32 protein-coding genes, 1 tRNA gene and 1 pseudogene are annotated in these 22,953 nt (G+C 35.3%); 19 read left to right on the top strand and 15 right to left on the bottom strand.

The genetic code is table 11. The annotated features are described in order from the left end of the window. Positions 1-8: 8 nt before the first annotated feature. Positions 9-2,867 carry a valine--tRNA ligase gene (locus tag A9G12_RS03160; RefSeq protein ID WP_065564415.1) on the top strand — a complete coding sequence of 953 codons (2,859 nt, stop codon included), beginning with the start codon at positions 9-11 and terminating at the stop codon, positions 2,865-2,867. Positions 2,868-2,924: 57 nt separating this feature from the next. Here A9G12_RS03160 and A9G12_RS03155 read toward each other — a convergent pair whose 3' ends face one another. Next, the gene (locus A9G12_RS03155; RefSeq protein WP_065564414.1) at positions 2,925-3,596 is read right to left on the bottom strand and encodes an OmpW family outer membrane protein; all 672 of its coding nucleotides are present in this window, start codon (positions 3,594-3,596) and stop codon (positions 2,925-2,927) included. Positions 3,597-3,776: 180 nt separating this feature from the next. Between A9G12_RS03155 and A9G12_RS03150 the strand changes: the two genes are divergently transcribed. Further along, a tRNA-Lys gene (locus A9G12_RS03150) sits at positions 3,777-3,852 on the top strand. 160 nt (positions 3,853-4,012) lie between these two features. Continuing rightward, positions 4,013-4,159: pseudogene (locus A9G12_RS12425) on the top strand (integrase arm-type DNA-binding domain-containing protein); the annotation flags it as partial. Positions 4,160-4,327: 168 nt separating this feature from the next. On the opposite strand, the gene A9G12_RS03145 reads toward A9G12_RS12425, so the two are convergent. The 14 genes from A9G12_RS03145 to A9G12_RS03085 are packed head-to-tail and all read right to left on the bottom strand — an operon-like array spanning position 4,328 to position 12,546. Continuing rightward, a complete protein-coding gene (locus A9G12_RS03145) occupies positions 4,328-4,690 on the bottom strand; it encodes a Mor transcription activator family protein (RefSeq protein WP_065564413.1) in 363 nt (120 codons plus the stop codon). Between the two features lie 2 nt (positions 4,691-4,692). Beyond that, positions 4,693-5,199 carry a hypothetical protein gene (locus A9G12_RS03140; protein ID WP_065564412.1) on the bottom strand — a complete coding sequence of 169 codons (507 nt, stop codon included), beginning with the start codon at positions 5,197-5,199 and terminating at the stop codon, positions 4,693-4,695. After that, positions 5,168-5,611 (bottom strand): gp16 family protein, encoded by a 444-nt coding sequence (locus A9G12_RS03135; protein ID WP_065564411.1) that lies wholly within the window; start codon positions 5,609-5,611, stop codon positions 5,168-5,170. The genes A9G12_RS03140 and A9G12_RS03135 overlap by 32 nt, the downstream gene beginning before the upstream one ends. Further along, positions 5,612-6,301 (bottom strand): DUF2786 domain-containing protein, encoded by a 690-nt coding sequence (locus A9G12_RS03130; protein WP_065564410.1) that lies wholly within the window; start codon positions 6,299-6,301, stop codon positions 5,612-5,614. Positions 6,302-6,310: 9 nt separating this feature from the next. After that, on the bottom strand, positions 6,311-6,751 hold the full coding sequence (locus A9G12_RS03125) for a hypothetical protein (RefSeq protein ID WP_065564409.1): 441 nt from the start codon (positions 6,749-6,751) through the stop codon (positions 6,311-6,313). Then, on the bottom strand, positions 6,744-6,887 hold the full coding sequence (locus tag A9G12_RS12330) for a hypothetical protein (RefSeq protein ID WP_176701741.1): 144 nt from the start codon (positions 6,885-6,887) through the stop codon (positions 6,744-6,746). The genes A9G12_RS03125 and A9G12_RS12330 overlap by 8 nt, the downstream gene beginning before the upstream one ends. A gap of 14 nt (positions 6,888-6,901) precedes the next feature. Then, complete coding sequence (locus tag A9G12_RS03120) at positions 6,902-7,183, bottom strand: hypothetical protein (protein WP_081299638.1); 282 nt, start codon at positions 7,181-7,183, stop codon at positions 6,902-6,904. Then, complete coding sequence (locus tag A9G12_RS03115; protein ID WP_065564408.1) at positions 7,183-7,704, bottom strand: host-nuclease inhibitor Gam family protein; 522 nt, start codon at positions 7,702-7,704, stop codon at positions 7,183-7,185. Before A9G12_RS03115 ends, A9G12_RS03120 begins: the two co-directional genes overlap by 1 nt. Positions 7,705-7,716: 12 nt before the next feature. After that, positions 7,717-7,989: a hypothetical protein gene (locus A9G12_RS03110; RefSeq protein WP_065564407.1), complete on the bottom strand. Its 273-nt coding sequence runs from the start codon at positions 7,987-7,989 to the stop codon at positions 7,717-7,719. Next, positions 7,979-9,217, bottom strand: coding sequence for an ExeA family protein (locus tag A9G12_RS03105; RefSeq protein ID WP_065564406.1), 1,239 nt, complete (start codon positions 9,215-9,217; stop codon positions 7,979-7,981). The genes A9G12_RS03110 and A9G12_RS03105 overlap by 11 nt, the downstream gene beginning before the upstream one ends. Next, positions 9,217-10,998, bottom strand: a complete 1,782-nt coding sequence (locus A9G12_RS03100) for a DDE-type integrase/transposase/recombinase (RefSeq protein WP_065564405.1) — start codon at positions 10,996-10,998, stop codon at positions 9,217-9,219. Before A9G12_RS03100 ends, A9G12_RS03105 begins: the two co-directional genes overlap by 1 nt. Positions 10,999-11,015: 17 nt before the next feature. After that, entirely contained in the window at positions 11,016-11,993 is a 978-nt protein-coding gene (locus A9G12_RS03095) for a hypothetical protein (RefSeq protein ID WP_065564404.1), read from the bottom strand. Between the two features lie 10 nt (positions 11,994-12,003). Further along, complete coding sequence (locus A9G12_RS03090; protein WP_065564403.1) at positions 12,004-12,309, bottom strand: helix-turn-helix domain-containing protein; 306 nt, start codon at positions 12,307-12,309, stop codon at positions 12,004-12,006. 45 nt (positions 12,310-12,354) lie between these two features. Next, positions 12,355-12,546, bottom strand: a complete 192-nt coding sequence (locus A9G12_RS03085; RefSeq protein WP_065564402.1) for a hypothetical protein — start codon at positions 12,544-12,546, stop codon at positions 12,355-12,357. Positions 12,547-12,640: 94 nt separating this feature from the next. On the opposite strand from A9G12_RS03085, the gene A9G12_RS03080 reads away from it, so the two are divergent. The 16 genes from A9G12_RS03080 (at position 12,641) to A9G12_RS03010 (ending at position 22,931) form a co-directional block, all read left to right on the top strand. Next, a complete protein-coding gene (locus tag A9G12_RS03080) occupies positions 12,641-13,051 on the top strand; it encodes a helix-turn-helix domain-containing protein (protein ID WP_065564401.1) in 411 nt (136 codons plus the stop codon). After that, positions 13,052-13,510: a hypothetical protein gene (locus tag A9G12_RS03075; protein WP_065564400.1), complete on the top strand. Its 459-nt coding sequence runs from the start codon at positions 13,052-13,054 to the stop codon at positions 13,508-13,510. After that, entirely contained in the window at positions 13,510-13,896 is a 387-nt protein-coding gene (locus tag A9G12_RS03070) for a hypothetical protein (protein ID WP_065564399.1), read from the top strand. The genes A9G12_RS03075 and A9G12_RS03070 overlap by 1 nt, the downstream gene beginning before the upstream one ends. A 142-nt stretch (positions 13,897-14,038) precedes the next feature. Next, positions 14,039-15,109: an acetyltransferase gene (locus tag A9G12_RS03065; protein ID WP_065564398.1), complete on the top strand. Its 1,071-nt coding sequence runs from the start codon at positions 14,039-14,041 to the stop codon at positions 15,107-15,109. After that, positions 15,087-15,458, top strand: a complete 372-nt coding sequence (locus A9G12_RS03060; protein WP_065564397.1) for an ASCH domain-containing protein — start codon at positions 15,087-15,089, stop codon at positions 15,456-15,458. Before A9G12_RS03065 ends, A9G12_RS03060 begins: the two co-directional genes overlap by 23 nt. A gap of 118 nt (positions 15,459-15,576) precedes the next feature. Further along, positions 15,577-15,993 carry a putative holin gene (locus A9G12_RS03055; protein WP_065564396.1) on the top strand — a complete coding sequence of 139 codons (417 nt, stop codon included), beginning with the start codon at positions 15,577-15,579 and terminating at the stop codon, positions 15,991-15,993. 2 nt (positions 15,994-15,995) lie between these two features. Continuing rightward, entirely contained in the window at positions 15,996-16,619 is a 624-nt protein-coding gene (locus tag A9G12_RS03050) for a transglycosylase SLT domain-containing protein (RefSeq protein ID WP_081299636.1), read from the top strand. Then, on the top strand, positions 16,612-17,079 hold the full coding sequence (locus A9G12_RS03045; RefSeq protein ID WP_065564395.1) for a hypothetical protein: 468 nt from the start codon (positions 16,612-16,614) through the stop codon (positions 17,077-17,079). The genes A9G12_RS03050 and A9G12_RS03045 overlap by 8 nt, the downstream gene beginning before the upstream one ends. Next, a complete protein-coding gene (locus A9G12_RS12615) occupies positions 17,021-17,197 on the top strand; it encodes a hypothetical protein (RefSeq protein ID WP_442903464.1) in 177 nt (58 codons plus the stop codon). The genes A9G12_RS03045 and A9G12_RS12615 overlap by 59 nt, the downstream gene beginning before the upstream one ends. After that, entirely contained in the window at positions 17,184-17,384 is a 201-nt protein-coding gene (locus A9G12_RS03040; RefSeq protein ID WP_065564394.1) for a TraR/DksA C4-type zinc finger protein, read from the top strand. The genes A9G12_RS12615 and A9G12_RS03040 overlap by 14 nt, the downstream gene beginning before the upstream one ends. After that, positions 17,381-17,683, top strand: coding sequence for a DUF2730 family protein (locus A9G12_RS03035; protein ID WP_065564393.1), 303 nt, complete (start codon positions 17,381-17,383; stop codon positions 17,681-17,683). Before A9G12_RS03040 ends, A9G12_RS03035 begins: the two co-directional genes overlap by 4 nt. Before the next feature lie 6 nt (positions 17,684-17,689). Then, a complete protein-coding gene (locus A9G12_RS03030; RefSeq protein WP_065564392.1) occupies positions 17,690-17,986 on the top strand; it encodes a VpaChn25_0724 family phage protein in 297 nt (98 codons plus the stop codon). Between the two features lie 2 nt (positions 17,987-17,988). Next, positions 17,989-18,537, top strand: a complete 549-nt coding sequence (locus tag A9G12_RS03025; protein ID WP_065564391.1) for a phage protein Gp27 family protein — start codon at positions 17,989-17,991, stop codon at positions 18,535-18,537. Then, positions 18,537-20,216 (top strand): hypothetical protein, encoded by a 1,680-nt coding sequence (locus tag A9G12_RS03020; protein WP_065564390.1) that lies wholly within the window; start codon positions 18,537-18,539, stop codon positions 20,214-20,216. The genes A9G12_RS03025 and A9G12_RS03020 overlap by 1 nt, the downstream gene beginning before the upstream one ends. Then, positions 20,216-21,709 carry a DUF935 domain-containing protein gene (locus tag A9G12_RS03015; RefSeq protein WP_065564389.1) on the top strand — a complete coding sequence of 498 codons (1,494 nt, stop codon included), beginning with the start codon at positions 20,216-20,218 and terminating at the stop codon, positions 21,707-21,709. Before A9G12_RS03020 ends, A9G12_RS03015 begins: the two co-directional genes overlap by 1 nt. Beyond that, positions 21,702-22,931, top strand: coding sequence for a PBECR2 nuclease fold domain-containing protein (locus A9G12_RS03010; RefSeq protein ID WP_065564388.1), 1,230 nt, complete (start codon positions 21,702-21,704; stop codon positions 22,929-22,931). The genes A9G12_RS03015 and A9G12_RS03010 overlap by 8 nt, the downstream gene beginning before the upstream one ends. Positions 22,932-22,953: the final 22 nt, after the last annotated feature.

Here is a 22,953-nt window from a genome sequence, read left to right as displayed (position 1 = left end):
CTTAAATTATGAAAAACACAACTTATAATCCACAAGAAATTGAACAACCTATTTATCAACATTGGGAAGCAAGTGGCTATTTCAAACCTAACGGCAATAAATTAGCGCCAAGTTTTTGCATTGCTATTCCGCCACCTAATGTTACTGGTAGTTTACATTTGGGGCATGCCTTCCAACAAACTATTATGGATGCGTTGATTCGTTATCATCGTATGCAAGGTGATAATACCTTATGGCAATCAGGAACAGATCATGCAGGTATTGCAACCCAAATGGTGGTGGAGCGTAAAATTGCTGCTGAAGAGAATAAAACACGACATGATTATGGACGTGAATCATTTATAGAAAAGATCTGGCAGTGGAAAGCTGAATCGGGTGGCAGTATTACTCAGCAGATGCGTCGCTTGGGGGATTCTGTTGATTGGGATCGCGAACGTTTTACTATGGATGAAGGTTTGTCTAATGCAGTCAAAGAAGTCTTTGTTAGATTATATCAAGAAGATTTAATTTATCGTGGTAAACGATTAGTAAATTGGGATCCAAAATTGCGTACAGCTATTTCTGATCTAGAAGTTGAAAATCATGAAGTTAATGGTTCAATGTGGTATTTGCGTTATCCTCTTGCTGATGGCGTTAAAACATCAGAAGGTAAGGAGTATCTTGTTGTTGCGACTACACGTCCCGAAACGTTATTTGGAGATACAGGAGTTGCGGTAAACCCTGAAGATCCACGTTATAAAGATCTCATCGGTAAATTTGTCATACTACCTTTTGTTAATCGTCGTATTCCTATTGTTGGTGATGAACATGCCGATATGACAAAAGGGACTGGTTGTGTAAAAATCACACCTGCTCATGATTTTAATGACTATGAAGTAGGGCGACGTCATCAATTACCGATGATTAATATTTTTACTTTCGATGGGGATATTCGTCAACAAGCCGAGGTTTTTGATACTAATGGTGAGCCAAGTGATGTTTATTCATCCGAACTTCCGGCCCAGTTCCAAAAATTAGAACGTTTTGCTGCTCGTAAAGCTGTAGTAGCAGAATGTAAATCTATGGGAATTTTGGAAAAAATTGAACCTCATAATTTAACTATTCCTTACGGTGATCGTGGTGAAGTAGTCATTGAACCAATGCTTACCGATCAATGGTATGTAAGGGCCAAAGTATTAGCTGAACCAGCAATTAATGCGGTGAAAAATGGTGATATTCAATTTGTACCAAAACAATATGAAAATATGTACTTTTCTTGGATGAATGATATTCAAGATTGGTGTATTTCCCGCCAATTATGGTGGGGGCATCGTATTCCTGCCTGGTATGATCCGCAAGGCAATGTTTATGTAGGGCATGATGAAGCAGAAGTTCGTCGTGAAAATAATCTTGCAAGTAACATTGAATTAACTCAAGACGAAGACGTGTTAGATACTTGGTTTTCGTCTGCTCTTTGGACTTTCTCAACACTTGGTTGGCCTGAAAAAACTGATGATTTAGCTACTTTTCATCCAACTAATGTTTTAGTGACTGGGTTTGATATTATCTTCTTCTGGGTAGCCAGAATGATTATGATGACTATGCACTTTATTAAAGATGAGCATGGTAAACCTCAAGTTCCTTTCAAAACTGTTTATGTGACTGGTCTAATTCGTGATGAAGAAGGGCAGAAAATGTCAAAATCTAAAGGTAATGTGCTCGATCCTTTAGATATGATTGATGGTATTTCTTTAGCTGATCTGCTAGAAAAACGTACTGGCAATATGATGCAACCACAACTAGCTGAAAAAATTGCTAAACGCACAAAAAAACAATTTCCTAATGGTATTGAAGAACATGGTACTGATGCATTACGTTTTACTTTAGCTGCTTTGGCTTCAACCGGGCGTGATATTAATTGGGATCTAAAACGTCTAGAAGGTTACCGTAATTTCTGTAATAAACTATGGAATGCTAGTCGTTATGTATTAATGAATACTGAAGAGCATGACTGCGGATTTAATGGCGGTGAGTTTGAGTATTCACTGGCTGATAACTGGATTTTGGCTGAATTTAACCAAACAGTTAAAGCTTATCGAGAGGCCTTTGATACCTACCGTTTCGATTTAGCTGCCAATATTTTATATGAATTTACCTGGAATCAATTTTGTGACTGGTATTTAGAATTTACTAAATCAGTACTTAATAATGGTTCCGCTAATCAACAAAGAGCAGCACGCCACACTTTGATAACTGTTTTAGAAGCTTTATTACGCCTAGCTCACCCAATTATTCCATTCATTACCGAAGCCATTTGGCAAAATATTAAAGGTTTAATGAATATCACTGCAGATACCATTATGCTACAGCCAATGCCTAAATACGATCACCAATATAGTAATGATGAAGCCATGGCTGATGCTAATTGGATTAAAAATGCAGTAATAGCGGTGCGTAATATTCGTGCTGAAATGAATATTGCTCCAAGTAAACCATTACAATTATTGATTCGTAAAGCATCGCCAACTGTACATCGTATTGTAAGTAATAATGTTAATTCCATTGAAGCATTAGGTAAACTATCTGAAGTCGTATTATTGGATGAAGGTGAAACTGGACCATTATCAGTTACTAAGTTAGTTGAAGGTGCCGAGTTGTTAATACCTATGGCTGGATTGATTAATAAAGAAGATGAACTTGTGCGTTTAGCAAAAGAGATAGAACGTATTGATGGTGAAATTGCTCGCATTGATGATAAGCTTTCTAATGCAAGTTTTGTTGAAAAAGCGCCAGCAGCAGTCGTTGCTAAAGAAAAAGAAAAACAACAAGGCTATATTGATGATAAAGCAAAATTACAACAGCAATATTTAGCCATCAAAAATCTGTAACTTGCAAATAAAAAGTCTCTCATTTTTACAACGAGAGACTTTTATCTACATTAAAAATTAGAATTTATAACCGACACTAAGCATGGCAACCCAAGGATCAAGCTCATATTTAGCGGTTACTTTTGTATTTCCCAGATGAGTTTTCGCTTTAGTTTCAATATCAATATAACGTAACTGGGCGTTGACTAACCAGTTATCATTAAATGTATAATCAGTACCGATTTGCGCTGCCCATCCCCATGAACTATCAAGATCTAAGCCATGGAATCCTGCTTTTTTGGCTTCACCACTTAATTTTTCGTCGAAAAAGAAGGTATAGTTAATACCAAGTCCAACATATGGTTGTATTTCATAATTGGAATCAAGAGGGTACCAAACCGCACTTAATGTTGGTGGTAAATGTTTAATTTTACCTAAATGAGCCCCAGCTAATCCAGTTGAATTACCTCCACCTAGTTTTACTTGATGGCTAAAAGGCGTCGCAGCTAATAATTCAACACCAATATTATCAGTTACCATATATTGAAAATTTAAACCAAGCTGGGTATCGTTATCCGCTTTAGCTTTAAGATCACTTTTAGCTCCACCAACTTTTACATGATCACTTTTATCTTTAGGGTGTACATAAACCGGTCCACCACGAACTATTATTTCATTCGCACTATGTGCATAAGCCATTGAACTAGCTAATCCCATTGAGACTAACATAGCTACTGATGATATTTTCATTTTTTGCCTCCTAATTTTAGTTATAATTCACAATTATTGATGGTTAACAGTAATATTTTTAACATTTTATAATGTTAAATTTGATAAATCTGATATTTCTATCAAATTATAAATAAATATATTTCAATTGACAATTTGCATTACAATTTAATTTTATATAGAATGACGTGAAAATTCGGTGGGTTGTTAGCTCAGTCGGTAGAGCAGTTGACTCTTAATCAATTTGTCGCGGGTTCGATCCCCTCACAACCCACCACTCCTTAATTCATCCAAATTCAAAAACGTTCAAAAACCTTTATATAACAAGCTTTCCATCTGATTTACCGTTTAACTAAGTTCAAGAAGATTTAGCGAAAATCAAACTTTTATGTTATATATTATGTTATACGCTCAAATATAACTTAAATTCGTATAACATGGTCAAGATTATAAAACCTCTAAATGATACTCAAATCAAGTCAGCCAAGCCAAGGAAAAAGGATTTTACTTTATCAGATGGCAATGGTTTATATTTATTAGTTAAGTCTAATAGTTCTAAAATTTGGCGATTTAATTATATTAGTTCTTTTGGATCTTGAGCCATTTTTGAAACAGAACATGATAAATAGTAACAGAATGATGAGATAAATGGGATATAACAAAATAAACAGGGAAATATTGAAATTGTTTTTTGAAAAAGTATTACAAAATATGAAATAAAAAAAGCCTAAAAAATTTTGCTCTAAAATTAATTAGGTATTATCAAAATCAAACAACGCAGGTTGTTTTTCTTTTATTATTCGTTTATGAACTCGGTCGATTACTTTTCTGATGCCACGTTCTGTCATATTGTATTTTTGGCTCAGTTCAGCGTAGTTATTGCCTTTAAATGCGTTATAAATTTGTAAGTCGCGCTGGTTTAGTTTGAAGATAAAATCACGTGGAAATGTTAGATTTTGACCGCCAAATAACTCTGAAATTGTATTTGCAATATTATCGCCAAGTTGCGCTGCAATGTCGTCAGATAGACCATAATCCATTGCTTCTCTAGCTACAGATAATGATATGTGTGTTAGTAACTCATGACGTTTGATAGACATTGCAGATTTATTCATTATTATACTCCTGTCCTTTTCTTATACCAATCTAGTGCGCCAGGTATGTTTGTTTCTAATTTATTGAAGTCCGCGCCCGCTTTATACATCTGTTCAAAGTATTCTTCGTTACTACTTCGAATTGGTTTGTTTTCTTCTTTATGCTCAACGTATGCAAATAAATGATTAGTAGAATCATAAACTGACTTCAGATAATTATGATTTTTAAATGGTTTGTATTCACCTAGGGCACGTTTAGCGTGAATGTTATTAACGGTTTCTCTTAATGCATGTGCAAGGTGTCTACTAGGTTGATATAGTTGTAGTACCTCATTAATTAAATTAACTGCCCGTGAGTTACTCAAATTTGATTTTTGAGTACGGAATAAACCAATATAGGCGATCATAGGTTTAGCACAACCATAATTTAAAGTGCTCACCAACATGAGTAGTTCTCTGCCAGAATTATCCTCTACCAATGCTTCTAAATTAATTTCGTTATGACAAATCGGGCAACGTGTTAGCTTCATGTTTATTCCTTAATATACGAGCCTGCCAACGCTTTAGGCTTTCAATGACTTTCATTGCTTGAGCAGTATTCAACCAATCCATTACTTCAACACCAACAATACGCTTTACATATGAATTGATAGCTTTTTCTGAGCGATTTTTGACTACGCCTGCATCAGCTAGTTCTAGCCATAATGAGCGTATTTTTTTATGAACTGGTTCTGTAGCAGTTATCTTCCCTGTTTTTTTTGATGATTTAACTTTAAAGCCTTTTGATTTAAGGTTGTTAAGAATTTTTTCCAGTTCCCAAACTGTCATATCCTTGGTGCTAGTTTTTTTAGTTACATTCAGTAATAGATGACGATATGTATCGTCATCCAGATTAAGTTGCGATTTTGCAATATGAACCAGCTTTATGTATTTAGATTTCATCTATTTATTCCCTATTAATGATGGAGAATAACCTGAACTTGATACACCATGACTCAATTGAGCGGTTTTACCTTGTAAGTAACCAATAAAATGCGAAGAATCCGAACCATTACACTTTTTAGCATCTCTAATCTTAGCTGGTGATAAATCTTTGGTCTTTTTATATTCAGCTAATAGATTTAGTTCCTCATCAGTCATCGCAAAATCTTCAATTAATTGATAAACACCATTAACCCAGCCAACACAAAACGCATCAGCTCGGTTGATTTTAGTGATTTTTTTACAATTACCATTTTGTTGTGATAAGAATTCTTTTCTAGCTTTAACTAATTGAACACTTAAAACGTCAAAGGTATAAGCTGCTAATTGTGGCCGTTCCCTAAGTCCATAAAATGAAACCTTTCGTTTATTGTTTTCCCAAGTAAAGTAAGCTCGCACGCCAAATGCGCTTGAAATAATGCTTACTAATATTGAAAAATATCTTGGTGGTTTTTCTGCATTTGAAGGGGCATGTTTTGACACATGTTCCTCAATTTCAGATAATTCCACATCTTTATTACTAATATTATGTTTTACCATCAATTTGATGGCTTGATTCATTGCAATAGCAGCTTCATTAGGATTTGTTGATTTTGCTAATGCTAAAAGTTTTTTGATTTTTTCAATATACTTTTCATTATTATTTGTCATAAAAACATCTTAAAAACTAACAAAACGCTGTTTTAATGTTTTAATTGATTTTAATTTTACATATTCAGCATAGAGTTCATCATACAGCTTTCCATCAACATAACCTTGACCGTTAACTTCACGCATAAATGAATCTTCATGGCTAATTGAAACATGATAATCGGGCATATAGCGTTTAGGATTAGAAAATTTAGTTTTCATCATCAAATCCAATTTTTCTAATAAATCAAATTTACTAGCAATATCAACCAAAATATCTGTAGCATCATCATTTATTGATGGTAATCTACCTAAATTTTTTATAATGATTCTTTCAATATCATTTCTAATTGATTCATTTAAGTCAGAAAATGCGACAAAAGATAATTGACCTCCTAAAATATTTTGATTTGCATGAAAAGATGGTTCTTTACCATTTTCGAATTCAATTATTAATGTCATTTTACTCATTTGCCAGTTCCTCTAATTCATCAACAATACGATCAGCTTCACATTCAGATAAACCATTTTCTTTACAATGAACTATGAAATTAGCAACCTGGCTTAATACAAATTGATACAAAATACAATAATCTGTTTGTTGCATAGCTATATCCTTTATTAAAAGGTTGAAAACCCATTACATTTTTCAAAAAATTCAATAAACATCAATTTGCCTTTTTCGGGATCACTACTAAACCAAAATTCAGTAGGTTGCCAATTTTTAATTGCTTCAGCACATGCTAACGCTTGTTTTTTAGTTGCGCGAATCGGATCATTTGAAAGCGGCGGATTGTTTAAAATCTCTCTAATTTTTGATGTTTTTAGTAGATGAAACCAAGTACCATTTGCCACACCAAAACAAAAACAGTCTTTACTTTTAGGATTAAATTCAACGCTCATTAGACAACCTCCTGTTCAAACGGTACTATCGCAAAATCTTCAATATCTTTTTTGATAGTTATGCCAGGAACATGAGCAACAACATTAGATTCATTTAAAATGGCTTCTTTGTTGACTTCTTCTTTTGTCCGAATAAAACGTTCTAACCCTAGATTTTTGAGTGACTCAATAACTGCATCAATCCCTCGTATAATGCATGAAGGTGGTCGATTCCGCCACTGCACTTCACCTGTAACTAGATTAGCCGTTTTCACTTTGCCGTTATTTGTTAATTCATCCCTATTTGCTTCGCACCAAATTTGAATACCTTTTTGTATTTGTGTCGATTTTTTTGTTAAATCTTCGATATTAGATGAAAAACTTGCTGTGATATCAGCAATTTTGTCATTCATTTCTGTTTCTAAACGAACTAATTCACGTTGAATATCACCCAAATATTTAATGGCTTCAGATGCTTGTTCTTTAGATTGCACAACATAAATTGAGGCAGTTGCTTTAATACGTGTTTTTGCTTTTATCATCTTGATAACTCCTTAATGAAAACGACTTAAATCAAGTTCTTTCCAAACAACACGGCAACCTTCTAATTCAAACTGTCCAAAGCGATGTACTCCAATATGCATATAATAAACAGCAGATCCATTAGCAATCATCTTTTCACAAATAGGATGATGGGCGATTTCAATTGTTGGTCTGTTTGAATTATCGTGATGATAACCAATGACAGTTAACGCTTTATTATCCAGAGAATGAACAGCTTTACCGATTCGTACTAAACTATTACTAATTAATAAATTATTTTGCATCACATATCCCCCGTTCCTTAATACACTCAGTAATTACTTCACCAGTCACTTTCAGTGCGCCTATGCGTGCTGCTAGATTCAATGCGTTAGAAACTAAGTTATTTACTGCTAATGGGTAACACAATGACCGAACTTGCTTTTCACCTCGTCGAGTTGAAGCGACTCTTAATCGGTTAATGATTTCGTTAAATGCTGATGAATCAAATAATGTTGTATAGTCCATATCAATACGTGCGAATTTATGCTTGATATATTCTTCAGCTTTGAAATCCAATGGTTTTAGATTTACAACTTCACAACGTTGCACAACTTCACGAACTTCGGGGTTGTACTCTGACAATTTGGTTTGTAGTTCAGTTTGCCCAATTAAGATAATTGACAGTAATTTTTTAAACCCTTCTTGCAGCTCATAAAATCGCTTTAAGTGCTTTAACGTTGGGATTGGTAATCCGTGTGCTTCTTCAATAATTAATAGATGTTTCCGGCCTGATAACGCACTGTTTTTGAGTAGTTCGTGCATTTGTCTGGCACGTGCTTCAGCGCTTCGTCTTGGTTTTGTTTGTGGATTGATAGCACTGATGATTGCACTACTAATATCCATACTTTTGAGCGATTTCCCTTTAACTTCATTGTCTTCTAAGCCCAGTACATATGGCTCTATAACAGTAATAGGCTCACGATTAATATTGATCCAATCAATCAAATCATGTCGTAATGTTGATTTACCACTACCTGATTCACCAATAACGGCCAACATGCCCCCATGCTGGGCTGTTTGACGCATTGCCGCACGAACGTAACGGATATCATCAGATAGATAAACATCAGCGTCTTCCGTCATTTCGTCAGTGAACGGGTCACGAGGAATGCGGAAATGTGCACGCGCATCTCGATTTATAGTTTGTTTTCGTAGTAACATATATGCTGACTCCTTTGTTAAATGTTCATTTGAGTCAACTGGCACAGCGTTGTCCGCCAAGATTTCGGCTGTGTCAGTTTCTTCTTTAAAAATATCTAATAGATAATCATTACTTAAACCTAGTTTTATTAATGCTTTTTCAATCTTTTGCTCTAGCTCCTCACGTTGGATTGAACGCGGCCAAATATCACGATTAATAATTAAATTAATAACTGCTTGACTGATGCAATTCCCCTTATATTCAATACATTTAGCTAGCTGGGCTTGCTTAATATTGAATTGCTTCATTACGTTTTTTAATTTCAACATTATTTAACACTCCTAAACCCTGTTGTACCGTCTGCAATGGCTGTAACGGGCGTTGTAAATGTACGAATTAGTGAATCTAACGAATCTTCAGGCACACCATCTTGATAACGTGCAGATAGCCACTTATTTTCATCTATTGTTAATCTACGACCGATTGAACTCGTAATACGCATTAATGCAGCTGTTAGCGTTAATGTCGTTGTAACAGGTTTTAAATGCTCTGGTGTTTCAATTTCATTTCCTTTTTGTTCAAAATAAGCGGGGTGATTAATATCCTCTAAATAACTGAGTGTATTTAACTTGCCACCAAATGGTGTAACTTGCTTTTGCTTCGCTTTTTTGATTTCATCTTCGGCCATGTCAGGGTATGCAGTTTGATCCATCGCTTTTGCTGCTTGTTCAATTTCGGTATCACCTTTGGATTTATATTCCTCGCCAATAACTGGCGCATCTAAACGTTGTCCAAACTGGTCAAAGTTACGGTCAGGTTCAATACGGTAGATTAAAGACTCACCGTCATAACGAGGTACTTCAATTTGAATTGCGCAATCACCGTATACTAATGAACGTACGCTGACTTTATCTTTAACAGTAATACCATCTAAGCCTTTCAAACTATAAACCAGTGAACTGTCAGCTTGTGGATGTTTGAAACTAATAGTTAAATCGGCTTTAACTTGTCGTTCTTGTTCTCGGCTCGCCATAAGTGCTTGGCAAATTTCTAATGACGGCAATATTCGTAATTGTTCTGCTGTAATATGTTGCCAAAGAGATTGACGTGATATAGGTTCAGCAAGTCCAATACGACGTAAACGTGTATCCTGTCCTGGTAGTCTGTTGGCGTTATAGGCTTCAGCCCAATTTAAAGCTGCTTGATTAAGTTCATCAATACTGCTGACAGGTTGAAACTTCAAACGGCTTTCGAACTGTGTTTCGATGATATTATTGGCATTTTCAACTCCACCTTTGGCACGCGCATTACCTGCCTCATGCTCAAGATATTTGACTTCCAGATGATCCAATAGGTTTTTGATTGCTGAAGAAGTATTTGCCGAACCTTTATCCCAGTAAAGCAGTTGTGGTACGCCATGAAATAAACGCCCATCTTGCTTACCCCAAGCAAACATTAAAAATTGGAATAATGAGTGTTGGTTTTCTCCAGCAGCTTCAACATACCAAGGTATAATCATGCCAGATGCACGATCATACAAAGTATAACGCCAGACTTTGTATTTAATTTTTGCGTAGTTTTCTAACTTGTTTTTATAAAAATCACGGTCACGCATAATATGTTGTTTATTTTTCATGTAATAAATCAAACATAGTGACGGATCTATTTCGTGAACGTGGTTCGGATGTAATGCACGTAATGATTGCACCGGGTTCGCAACTTGTTGTGCTTTCACATTTATTTTTCTTTGTCTCATCAAACGGTTTAGAGTTGCATTACTAACATTAATCTCATGCCCGTTTTGCTCTAATATGCCACGAGCCGTAGTGGTAAACATGGTTTGTTTGCCATTATCACGTACTGATTCACGACTCATTGTTGCCAGTGCTAACAATGAATCAGTTGAAACAGACATTTTTCCTTTATCCGTTCTAGCTTTACGTTCGCTTGACCAACCGCAAACTTTTTTTAACTGTCTATAAATTGTTTGTCTTGAATAGCCTAAAAATATTTGTGCTTCATCCAATATCTGACCACGTTGACCGTGACCAACATTATCCAGTTTGATGGCTACATTATTTAGATATTCACGAATATTTGGTGCAATCATATTTTTACCTTACCAAATTAATTATCTATTAAGGTATTACTGAATTCTGATTCGATATCATCACTGAAATTCATCCAGAAATCGTTGTAAATTCGTTTACTCTGGGATAATGTCAGTTTTAATGATTGTTGTAGAATTGTTAGTGTTACTCTTAATTGTTCTGGTAATGAATACGGTTGTTCGGGGTCGTAATCTGGGTCATTTATTATGATCTCTTTTTGTAATTTATCCACCAACTGTACATACTGACGTTGTTGTTCGAGTAATTCATCAATTCGTGATTGAGTTTCGGCAATCTGTTTTTTGAATGGTTCTAAACGCTCATCAAGTGGCACTGTATTCATTTCAAATTGGGCTAATCTGATTGCCAATTCTTCTTTTTCTTTTGCTACATCAGCATTGCGCTTGCTTAATGCTTTATAATCAGCTTGCAAATTATCGTTATCTTTTTTGAGTTGCTCTTTTTCTTTATTATTTTTAGCAATAAACTCTTCTGCTAATTCAACTAATGATTCTTTATCGCCAGATTTGGCCACTTCAATTAATGCGTTTTTTTGGTCTTCGGGTAACTTACGATATTGACGTAGCTCACGGTAGCCAATGCCCATTCTTGACATTGATTCTAGAGCCTCTTCACCAAAGGATTTTAGGTTTGCTATATCTTGATCTGCTTTTTCTCTAGAAAATCCTAATAATGAACAAAATTCATCCCAAGTACCAGATAATTGGTAACCGTTACCAGTTTTTTTCCCGCTTAAGTGTTGATATAATTTGTTTTCTTTAACAAATGCCAATTTTGAAGTGGTAACCGTTACCGAAAATTTACCAAAAGCATCAGCCATTTGCGCCTGACCTAAAAGCTGATTAACTAGATCCCGTTCTGCGTTGTATTGACTTTGAATAGAAGTCATAGCATTCATTGCATCACTAATACCCTGTTCATCAATAACTGGTAGATTAATTGCTTCGTTTTTTGGTTTTGCTGTTCTTGCCATTTTATTTATCCTATCTAGCACCAGCAGTAATTCGCTGATTGATTTCTGTTATTTGGTCTTGCATTTGAGTGATATGAATTGCGTGCGCTTGAGCTATTTGTAACATTTGCACACTATGAGCAAATAAACCATTATCTAATTTAATAACTAACCCTTCTTCAATTAGCGTTTGCAGTGAGCGAGTTACGTTAACTGGTGATTCACCAATCATTTTGGCAATATCGCCATTTGATAATCCAGTTAACGTATAACCTTTAAGTGCTTTCAGTACTTTAAGTGTTCGAGCGCCAGATGATGAAATTTGTGATCTGTTCATGTTTTTCGACCTTTTTCTGCATATGAAAAACTGTTACAATCAATATTAACTAGCTTGTTTTAAGCCAAGTTTTACTGCTATATCATGAGTTTTACCTCGATGAGCACGGCTTAAACCATTAAGAACGTTATAAACAACAACAGGGTGGTAACCATTTTCAATCGCCCAAGATTTGATAGTTTTACCTTTTTGTTGGAATTGTTGTTTAACTTGTTGTGGAGTGAGAACTTTAGACATTTTTTAGCTCCTTTGATATAAGTTATTAATAAGCGATTTATAAATTATGTGTTAAATTATGGTATAAATATTTATACCTGTCAAGATAAAAAGTATGCAAAAAAATATCGGATTAAGACTAAAAGAAGAACGTGAACGTATGGGCCTTAGCCAAGTTGCTATGGGAGAAATTGCTAATGTAAAGAAATTAACTCAACTTAATTATGAAAAAGGTGAGAGATTTCCTGATGCGTTATATTTATCTACGTTAGCTAATTTTGGGTTAGATGTTCAATATGTTGTAACTGGTATTAGAACAACAAGTAATTTATCTGTTGATGAGCAAGATTTAATTGACAAATTTAGAACAGCCCCACTCGCAGTTAAGGCTGCTACATTGGGTGCGCTAATGGCAGGAACTGCACAACAAACTAGCAAAACAAAACAGATTATAAATGGTTCAGTAAATGGGCAAATTTCAGCCGGTAATATTTATAACAATATGGGAGCAAAGAGGAAGGAATAAATGGATCAAAATTTTAATGACAGAGTTGAACAAGTCGCTGGTGAAAATATTATTAATGTCTACGTTAATCTTAAAAATAACAATGTAGATATTAGCGAAATTTCTCAAAAATTAATTTTACAGACAGTTAATTTTGTAAAAAAGCGGAATAAAAAAATCCACAAAAAGCGCTATTTTAACCTTCCATGTTTTGCAATTCTGTTAATCTCCTTGACAATCATATCTGTATCTGTATTGAATTTACATGCGCTAGTATCAAGCAAAACCTCAACCTTTGAACCTCTTTTTTCTGGCAATACTTTATTTATAATTGTTGTAGTATCATTGTTTTTAATCCCTATTTTTACTAAATCATTATATGAGCGAACAAAATATTTACACCCATTATTAGTTGAAAATAATAAAATTATTTATGAATTGGAATTAGAAATTCAAAGAAGAGAGTTATGGGGTGAATAGTGAAAAAAACAATGAAAAAATCATATTCATTATTCATATTAATTATGTTGCTTATGCTGGTTGGATGCGATAGCCATAGTGATTATGAAAAGCAGATTCTTAATTATTTAGAAGTAGATTTGAAAGATTTTGATAGTGCTAAATATAAGTTCGAAAAACCATTAAAAGTAAAAATAAATGGGGATGAAGCGGATGTGATTCTATATTCTGTCAATTCAAAAAATAGTTTTGGTGCTTATACAGGATATAAGGATAGAGTTTTCGCTTTTTTTTATGATAAAGATAAACAATATAAAAATGGCGATATTACTGAAGGTTTGAATGTTGGTTTCTATAAGATTGAATATTTAAATAAATATAGTGATAGGCAGCAAGCCCAAAAATAATTGTAGGCAATAACTAAAAGAAGTTGAAAAGCAGAAAAACTGTGTAAAAAAGTAAGTTATATCGTAATAGAATAATTAACATTAATGACTAAATATAATAAACACCTATAACTATAGTCAACTCTGAATATGAGGAATAAATATGGATAATTTAAAGATACAAAAATTCGCAGAAATTAATTTTTCAGATCCTTTTTTTGATTCGTTAAAACGCGATTATGCTCATGGTTTTGTTGATTGGTGGAATAAAAAAGTCAAAACACAAGATTCTGCATTTGTTTTATATAATGGTAATTCTTCATTAATTGACGGTTTTATGTACTTAAAGTTAGAAAATAAAATTGATGATATAAATCCCCCTTTAATTAATGGGTTATATTTAAAAATAGGTACATTTAAATTTAATCCAGCTGGAACATTACGTGGTCAGCGTTTTATTAAAAAAATATTTGATACTGCTATCGAAAATAATGTTGATGGCATATATGTAACTGTTTTTGAAAAACATGATTATTTAATTCATCTTTTTGAACGGTTCGGTTTTTCTTTATATGGAACCAAAAATAGTAATAACGGTATAGAATTAGTTTTATTAAAAATAAGAACTCATACCTGTAATTTAGAAAAAGACTATCCTTATATTAATATAAAAACTAACAAATATTTATTAGCTATATATCCTCAATTTCACACTCGACTTTTTCCAGACTCAATTTTAAAAACAGAATCAAGTTCAATAATCCATGATGTTTCACACTCAAATAGTATTCACAAAGTGTATATTTCTAAAATACAAAAGCTTGGTAATTTAAAAAAAGGAGATATTATTGTAATTTATAGAACCAGTGAAAAAGATAAGATAGCTTATTATTCATCTGTTATTACTTCAATTTGTGTTGTTGAAGAAGTAAAAACAGTTTCTTCTTTTTCTAATAAAAAAGAGTTTATTGATTATTGTAGTAAATACAGCATATTTACACTAGATGAATTAAATGAGGCATATGATGAAAATTGTTATAAAACTAGATTTCCTTGTTATGTAATAAAGTTTACATATAATATTGCTTTACCTCATCGAATCAATAGAGCTACGCTTATTAACGATGTTGCTTTAGATTCTGAAGATAGATGGAGTTGTTTAAAACTAAGCGATGACCAATTTGATAAAATTTTGAAACTAGGTGAAATTAATGAAAGTCTTATTATCAATTAAACCAGAATTTGTAGAAAAAATATTATCTGGTGAAAAACGATTTGAATTTAGAAAAAATATTTTTAAAAATAGATCTGTTAAGACTGTAGTCATTTATGCAACAAGGCCTATTGGAAAAGTTGTAGGAGAATTTGATATAGATCACGTAATATCCGATGAACCACATTTAATCTGGGAAAAAACAAAAAAATATGCCGGTATAAGCAAAGAATTTTATGATGAATATTTTGAAGAAAAAGCACTAGCTTTTGCTATCGCTGTTGGTAAAGTAACTCAATATGAAGTACCTATGTCTTTAAATTGTTTTGGTAGTAATATTGTAGCACCTCAATCATACCGTTATTTATAATTAAAGATATCAATTGCATTCAGGTGATTAACGAATAATCTGCCCGCGTTCAAATTACATTCTTGACTACTCAGATCATAATAATCTCATAACGTTACTTTAACTTATGAGGTTTTTTATGGCTCACCCAATCAATAAATTATCCCAAGTACGGCTACTTAAATGGTATGTAGTCGCCATTTTTTTATTGTCAATTATTACATTACTCTCACCTCAGCAATTGCCTGTTGTTATGTATAAATTAGCCTTGGTATTGCTTTCTGCGGTTATAGGTTATCACCTTGACCGTGCACTTTTCCCGTACGCATCTCCTGGAGGTTATTTATATAACGATTGGAAAGAGTTTGGGCCTGATTTTTATACTCAGAAATATATTGATGCGTCTGAAAATAATGAAAAACCATCAGCAATGGAAACAAAATATGCAGCGGAATATCCCGTGCTTGATGAGTATAGAACGTTATTTGCTGTTGTTTTAATTCGTCGGGCGTTGATAGTTTCCGCAGTAATTCTTGGTGTAACTTTGGGATTATAGCCATGCGTTACTTAACCTTAATCATTGTGTTTATGCTGTTTAGTTGTCATCTAGCGCCTGCTATAGCGGGTGTTCCAAATGATGCAAGGCAACATCAACGGGAACTAACACGTAATGCACGAGCGATATTTGGTCTGGATGCTCCTGTTTCGTTGTTTGCGGCTCAAATCCATCAGGAATCAAGATGGAAAGTAAATGCAAAATCACCAGTAGGTGCTCAAGGATTAGCTCAATTTATGCCTGCAACTGCGGATTGGATTTCTGGTGCATACCCTAAGACATTGGGTAGCAACGAACCTTATAACCCATCTTGGGCACTGCGTGCCTTAGTTCAATATGATTATTGGTTATATCAACGTGTAAATGAAGCGGCTAGTGATTGTGACCACTGGGGATTTGTTTTATCAGCTTATAACGGTGGTTTGGGTTGGGTTAATCGTGACCGTCAACGAGCCAAACGTGATTATCAGGATGCGACCCATTATTGGGGTGTTGTTGAGAATATTAATGGTGGTCGTAAGAGTATCAATTTTAAAGAAAATCGTGATTATCCAATTCGGATTATCTACCGTTGGCAGCCTGTTTATATCGCTGAAAATTGGGGATTAGGGGTTTGTGATGATTAAAAATATATGCAAATTAATCAAAAGTTTTTTTGTAAATAATAAGACATGTTTTTTAATCGTTGGATTGTTAATTTGTTGTATTGGCATTTCTTATCAATTTGGCGTTAATCACGGTAAAACTATCACTACACAAAAATATGCAACACAACAGGCAAAACAAACGGTTGATACTTTAAATCAATTAATTACCAGCACAAAACAGTTAACTGAAACAGCTATTAATGTGAGTGAAGCGTTGTCACAGCAGATAGCAGAAAGGAAATTATATGATGAACAATCAACCCAAGCATTACAAGAAGCACTTAATAAAACGGCTGATAATCGTAGCCATTGTGTGTTTGATGACAGTGTCTTGCTGTTCATCGACTCAGCCCGAACAAGTGCAGCTAAAGCAACAACCTATGGTATTACCGGCACAACTAATAGTTCCATGCGAACTACCAATAAAACGCCCAAATAATACGGCTGATGGTTTAGCTCAAACACTAAAACTATTATATGACCAGTACGGTCAATGTTCAGGTCGATTTATTGAGTTAGTTAAATATATCAATGAGGTAAACAATGGACAACGCTGATTTAGCAGCAAAAATTGAAACAGACACACGAGAACGGATACTGGCGAAACATCAAGCAAAAATTGGAGTATCAAGCCTGTATTGTCGAATCTGTGAAGATCCTATAGCTGAAGAACGTCGAAAGTTAATTGTTACTGATTTATGTATTGAATGTGCAGCAATGGAAGAAAAAAGGAATAAACGATGAATTTTAACGAACTTACCTTTAACTGGCAATTTCTGCAATGGGTTGTAATGGCAGTGGTTGGCGTTTACTCCTGGTTAATTGGTCGCCAATCGGCTAGCCAAAAAGAGCTACTAGACTTACGTATTCGAGTAACACAAGTTGAAGAGACTGTTAAGTCATTACCAACTCAGCATCAGGTAACCAAATTGATTGAAAAACTAAGTAGCAATGAAGCTACTTTAAATCAGTTATCTGATCGGCTTTCAGGATTATCTCGCCAATTAGATAACATTAACCAATTTTTATTAAAGAACAAGTGAGGGACTATGAGTTACGCCGAATTTTTAAAAGAAGATCAACGATTAGTCATTTTGCGTATCTTGTATGAAATGCCAAGTTATAGCAGTAATTCTAGCATTATCTATAGCGCGTTAGATCACTATGGACACGCTATTAGTCGTGACCAAGTTAAAACACATATGAGTTGGTTATCTCAGCAAGATTTAATTAAAACAGAAACTATTGGGAACGTCATTGTAGGACGTTTAACGGATTTTGGTGCAGATGTGGCAACAGGTAAAGTTGTTGTTTCTGGTGTAAAGCGTCCAAGTGCGGGGGCGTAATTATGGGACGTAAATCAACGATCCACAAACTTGAACCCGAAGTTCGCTCATGCATTGAGAAACTATTACGAGCAGATCAACTGACTCTTGATGAGATGATTGCAGAACTGCAACAAAAATTTCCAAGCGAGGAAACGCCTAGCCGTTCCAGTCTTCACCGCTATCAAAAAGGTTTTAATGAAATGACCAATAGCTTACGTGAAATTGAAACGGCATCTCGTATTTTAGTGGATGAATTGGGTGATAGTGTTGATGATAAATCAGGGGCACTACTAGCCCAAGCAGTGACTACTCTAGCCACACGAGCGGCATTCAAAGCGCATGAATCTGAAGATATTACTATTAAAGAAATCAGCTTTTTAGCTAAAGCCGCTAAAGAGGCCATGCAAGCGCGTCAACTTAGTTTTAAAGAGCGCCAAGAAATTGAAAAAGCGGCACGTGACAAGTTATTGCGTGAGCAAGAATCAAATCTTAATAGCATAGCCAAGGCACAAGGTCTTGATGAAAATTCAATCCAATTCTGGAAAGAAAAAGTATTAGGAATCAAATAATGAAGCAACTTGCATCAACCGTTAGAGTGATTGAATGGGATGAATTACCCGCCCGTGCGCGTGATATTCCTGATAATTTTAATCCGTTATTTGATGGCGTGTTGATGAAACACCAAATTGAAGCGTTAAAAATTCAAGCTGCTATTTTAGCTGTTCCAAAAGGTCGTCGTACAGGTATTACTTTTGCATTCAGTTTTGAAGCGGTACTTGTCGCTGGTGCTCGTAAATCTGCTGGTGGTATGAATGTTTTCTATATTGGCGACACAAAAGAGAAAGGCCTTGAATTTATCGGCTATTGTGCCAAGTTTTCTAAAGTTATTGCCGAGCAACAATCATCATCAGTATCAAGTATTGAAGAGTTTCTATTTGAAGATGTTGATGAAAATAAAAATTCACGTTATATCACGGCGTACCGAATTCGTTTTTCATCAGGCTATCAAATTACGGCATTATCTTCTCGTCCCGCTAATATTCGTGGTTTACAAGGTTTAGTCATTATAGATGAAGCTGCTTTTCACCAAGATGTGCAAGGTGTACTTGATGCCGCAACAGCTTTATTAATCTGGGGTGGTAGAATTATTGTTATTTCATCACATAATGGTAAATCCAATCCATTTAATCAATTTGTTATCGATATCGAAAACGGTATATATGGTGACACCGCACAAGTTTACCGAGTGACATTTGATGATGCAGTTGCTAACGGTTTATATGAGCGTGTTTGTTATATGAAAGGAGAAGAGCCAACCATTGAGTCTAAAAAGAAATGGTATATAACAATTCGTAATTCCTATGGACCTAATAAATCCGCTATGCGTGAAGAATTGGATGCAATACCTCGTGATGGTCAAGGTGTATGTATACCGGGTGTTTGGATTGAACGCGCTATGCGTGAGGAACGTCCAGTATTGCGCTTGATCTGCGGTGATGATTTTGCTGAAAAAGACGAATTAGATCGCATTTCTTGGTGTGATAACTGGATTCAGCAAGATATAGAGCCATTGATAGCAGTCTTAAATCACCAACATGAGCATGTTTTTGGAATGGACTTTGCTAGACATCGCCATTTTTCAGTTATTTGGCCAATGGCTATTGAACAAAATTTAATGCGTAAAGTGCCATTTTCGGTTGAGCTGAATAATGTACCATCCGCTCAACAACAACAGATTTTATTTTTTATTATTAGCAAATTACCGCGCTTAATGGGTGGTGCAATGGATGCTACTGGCCCAGGCATGGTTTTAGCTGAATACACAGCAGATAAATTTGGGCGACCATTTATTGCAGAAATTAATTTAAACCGTCAATGGTATGGCCTCTGGATGCAAAAATTTATCAGCGCATTTGAAGATGGCGCAATAGATATCCCACGAGATTTAAATATTGAGCAAGATTTGCGGGCAGTACGCTCTGTTGACGGTATTCCTATGGTACCAAAACTTGAAAGAAAAGATTTAAAAGATCCTGATCTAGTACGACATGGTGACTCTGCAATTGCTGGTTGTTTAGCTTGGTATGCAACTTTAAATAAAACGGCTCAAATCGAGGGACAATCAACAGGCGAGCGTGATATTTATCATCAGTTATATGGTTATGTGAATGATTCATCATTTGGACAATTTACCGATACTGGCTTTGGCACGGTACGTGGCGGTAACGACTTTGGAGGATTTATTTAATGTTGAACTGGTTTAAAGGTAAAAAGCCAAGCGTTGAAACTGGTCGTGAAGTAGCCGGTACTGGTGAAAATAATGATATTACTAAATTGTATGTAGGAGCACTAGCTCAACCTGACGATAGTGTTCTTCGCAATCGTGGTGGTGGGCGTTTAGATATTTACAAAGAAGTTTTAAATGATGATGAAGTTATATCTGCATTTGGTCAACGCCAAGGCGCTGTAATATCAAAAGAATGGAAAGTTGAACCTGGAGGCGATAAACCAATTGATACCGAAGCAGCTGAAGCTATGAGTGAGTTACTAAAATCGGTTGGATTTGACCGAGTAACTAAGTTAATGCACTACGGTGTTTTTTATGGTTATGCTGTTGCGGAGTTAATTTATGGCATCAAAGATAATCTATACTGGATTGATGATATCAAAGTTCGTGATCGCCGTCGTTTTCGCTTTACTCCAACCGGTGAACTGCGTTTACTGACACAAAATAATATGCATGAGGGTATAGCTTGTGATACGCCATACTTTTGGCATTATGCAACTGGTGCCGATCATGATGATGAACCTTACGGCTTAGGTTTGGCTCACTGGCTTTATTGGCCAAGTTTTTTTAAACGTAATGATATTAAATTCTGGCTTATATTTCTTGAAAAGTTTGGTATGCCAACTGCGGTAGGTAAATATGGCACAGGCTCAACAACCGAACAAAAACGTGATCTATTGTCTCTAACTCGTGCGATCCAAACTGATAGCGGAATTATTATGCCGGAAGGCATGACGCTCGAATTGCTACAGATTGCACGTTCAGGTGCGGGCGATTATAAGGCATTCTATGATTCAATGAACGAAGCTATCCGGCGTGTAACAGTTGGTCAAATCACTTCTTCAGGCGGTGCATCTAGTTCAATCGGTGGTGACGAATCATTGCAAGCGGCTGTGTTGACATCAATTGCTAAATCAGATTCAGATGTAATGTGTGAAAGTTGGAATCGTGGCCCTGGTACATGGTTTACGCAGATGAATTTTCCGGGTGCTGCTGTTCCTCAAGTTTCACGTGTTTTTGAGGAGCCAGCAGATTTAAAATCAATGTCAGAGCGTGACAAAAATATAATTGATTCGACAGGTTATCGCCCAACATTAGCTCATGTACAGGATACATATGGCGGTGAATGGGAAGAAAAACCACAACCAGCAGAGCCTATTAATGCTCAATCATCAAAAAACGTTGATTTTGCCGAACAACAATCGAGTAATTTTGCACCTGTGTTGCAATCAAATCGTTTAAATATGGAAATGCAACCAGTTACCGACCAATGGATTAATCAAATTAAAGAACTAGTTGATAATGTTCAATCATTAGAAGAATTACGTGATAAGTTATTTGAACTGATTCCCGATATGCAATTAGATGAATATGCAAAGGTCATGGCTGAAGCATTAACAGCAGCTAATTTAGCTGGTCGCACAGAACTACTTGAGGATAGCAAAAATGGCTAATGTGGCATATGGCTCGTTGCCATTTAAAGAGCAAGTCGAGTTTTTCCGTCGTAAAGCAAATGTGCCAACCAATAGTTACGCTGATATCTATAACAATGAACACGATTATGCATTTGTAGTTGCTGGAGCCAATCGTAATGCATTACTAAATGATTTTCGTATAGCTATTGATAAAGCAATTACCCAAGGTACTACACTGGAAGAATTTAGAACGGATTTTGCCAAAATTGTCGAAAAACATGGCTGGAGTTATAACGGCGGTTTTAGCTGGCGTACTCGAATTATTTATGAAACTAATTTAAATAGTACTTATCAAGCAGGTAGATTTAGTCAATTAATGCATGGAAATTATGAATATTGGGAATATCTACATAGTGATTATGTTGAACACCCTCGTGAACTTCATCAAAGTTGGGATCATCTGGTATTAGATTTTAATGATCCGTGGTGGAACACTCACTTTCCACCCAATGGCTATGGTTGCGAATGTCGAGTTAGAGGTCGTACATCTGGTGATCTAAAACGAATGGGAAAAAAACAACCTGACAAAGCACCCTCAATAAATTGGGTTGATAGAGTAATTGGGGAAAATAGTGGTAATCCGCGTATTGTAAGAGTGCCAGAAGGTATTGATCCAAGTTTTGAACATATACCCGGACAATCACGACTTGATACATTTGTACCTAACCCACTTGATAGCGATCCAACGCTTAAACGTGGTGTACCATCCATTAAAGCCGTTGATAACTGGCCTACTATTCGTGAAGTTAGTAAAAATAGGATATTAGAAAAAGGGTTAACGGAAGAAGATTATGCAAATATTTTTTTAAACGAGTTTGGTGCAACGTTAACCAATCCAGCTATTTTTAAAGATGTAGCGGGTGAAGCGTTAGTGATCGGTAAACAGCTTTTTACTGTCAATAAAACAGGCGAATTAAAAGTGACTAAACGCGGGCGTGAGCAATTTTTATTATTACTAGCCGATTCATTAAAACTGCCCGATGAAATTTGGACTAGAATGGAGTACTTTGATCATCTACAAAAATCTGTAGTGCGCCGGCGCTACATTTCTCGTTTTATGATTGATGGTGAAATTAAGCCTATGTTGGCAGTATTTGAAGTGGGTGACGATGGTTGGCTTGGTGTAACAACATTTGCGCCCGATACTCCTGACTATCTAGAACAACTGCGTGTTGGTGTTCGAGTCTTTAAACGTAAATAAAATAAAACCCAATCACCGCCAC

Origin of the sequence: Gilliamella sp. wkB112 (assembly GCF_001690685.1) — a bacterium.
GTDB lineage: Bacteria > Pseudomonadota > Gammaproteobacteria > Enterobacterales > Orbaceae > Gilliamella > Gilliamella apicola_J.
This window is presented reverse-complemented; position numbering and strand designations above follow the sequence as displayed.